Below are 1,503 nucleotides of genomic sequence, written 5' to 3'. Positions count from 1 at the left end.
GGCTACAGCGCGATTCAGGTTACTACTGGCAGCAAGAAAGCTAACCGTGTAACCAAGCCTGAAGCAGGTCATTTTGCTAAAGCTGGCGTTGAAGCTGGCCGCGGTAAGTGGGAGTTCCGTCTGGAAAGCGGTGAAGAATTCACTGTTGGCCAGGAAATTAACGTAGACATCTTCGCTGACGTGAAGAAAGTTGACGTTACCGGTACTTCCAAAGGTAAAGGCTTCGCAGGTGGTGTTAAGCGTTGGAACTTCCGCACTCAAGATGCGACTCACGGTAACTCCCTGTCTCACCGTGTTTTAGGTTCCATCGGTCAAAACCAAACTCCTGGTCGCGTGTTCAAAGGTAAAAAAATGACCGGTCACTTGGGTGACGAACGCGTAACAGTGCAGTCCCTGGAAGTTGTACGTGTTGATGCTGAGCGTAAACTGCTGCTGGTTAAAGGAGCAGTGCCTGGCGCAACTAACGGCGATCTGATCGTGAAACCGGCAGTTAAGGCGTAACGGCGGAGGAGTATAGGAATGGAATTGGTATTGAAAGACGCGCAAAGCGCGCTGACTGTTTCCGAGACTACCTTCGGTCGTGATTTCAACGAAGCTCTGGTTCACCAGGTTGTTGTTGCTTACGCTGCAGGTGCTCGTCAAGGTACCCGTGCTCAGAAAACTCGTGCTGAAGTTTCTGGCTCTGGTAAGAAACCATGGCGTCAAAAGGGCACTGGTCGTGCTCGTTCTGGTGACATCAAGAGCCCAATCTGGCGCTCTGGTGGCGTGACTTTTGCTGCTAAGCCGCAAGATCACAGCCAGAAAGTTAACAAGAAAATGTACCGCGGTGCGATGAAGAGCATCCTGTCCGAACTGGTTCGTCAGGAACGTCTGATCGTGGTTGAGAACTTCTCTGTAGAAGCTCCAAAAACCAAACTGCTGGCAAGGATGATCATTAATGCATGCTGTTTCCAGCGCACAGCCTTTACCACACGAAAAGTCATGTTACTACTCCGACTATCATTAAATAGCTACACCATAAAAACATAGCCACGACACTCTGATACGAGTGTTGGCTAAAGAATTAATAAAAATAAAAAGAGGCTTATATTACTAGGCTAGACAAATAACAAAGTTAAAATTAGCTTACTTTTGTGATGCAAACCTATTTTTACCACAAGACAATTAACAATGAAAAGCCAAGGATAGAGACAGTCACTTTATTAGTAATAACGAATCGACTTAAACACCAAGATTAAAGACATTATCATTCACATTCTAAATTAATTTACAGCAACTAATTCATTGCGTGAATATAAAACCATCTAAAACAAAATTCCAAGTAAGAGATTAATGAATAGATTCAATAGAGATTAATTCATTTAATAAAAACATAAATAAAGACATCAAACATCAACCGACAAATAAAGCATTTTAATTATCGTTATTAATACCAAGCAATATACCTACCTAACACAATGTCTCTTCTAAAAATAACGCGAGAAACACTCTAAAAAGGAATAC

1 protein-coding gene and 1 pseudogene are annotated in these 1,503 nt (G+C 43.0%); both read left to right on the top strand.

From position 1 onward, the window contains the following. Nucleotides 1-501: 50S ribosomal protein L3 (gene rplC, locus GOU96_RS17440; RefSeq protein ID WP_324702060.1), on the top strand; the 501-nt coding region annotated here is incomplete at its 5' end. An 18-nt stretch (nt 502-519) separates the two neighbouring features. Further along, nucleotides 520-933, top strand: a pseudogene (rplD, locus tag GOU96_RS17435) (50S ribosomal protein L4); the annotation flags it as partial. Nucleotides 934-1,503 lie beyond the last annotated feature (570 nt).

The sequence above is a fragment of the Vibrio sp. R-1 genome (assembly GCF_035615595.1).
GTDB classification, from domain to species: Bacteria; Pseudomonadota; Gammaproteobacteria; order Enterobacterales; family Vibrionaceae; genus Vibrio; species Vibrio cholerae.
This window is presented reverse-complemented; position numbering and strand designations above follow the sequence as displayed.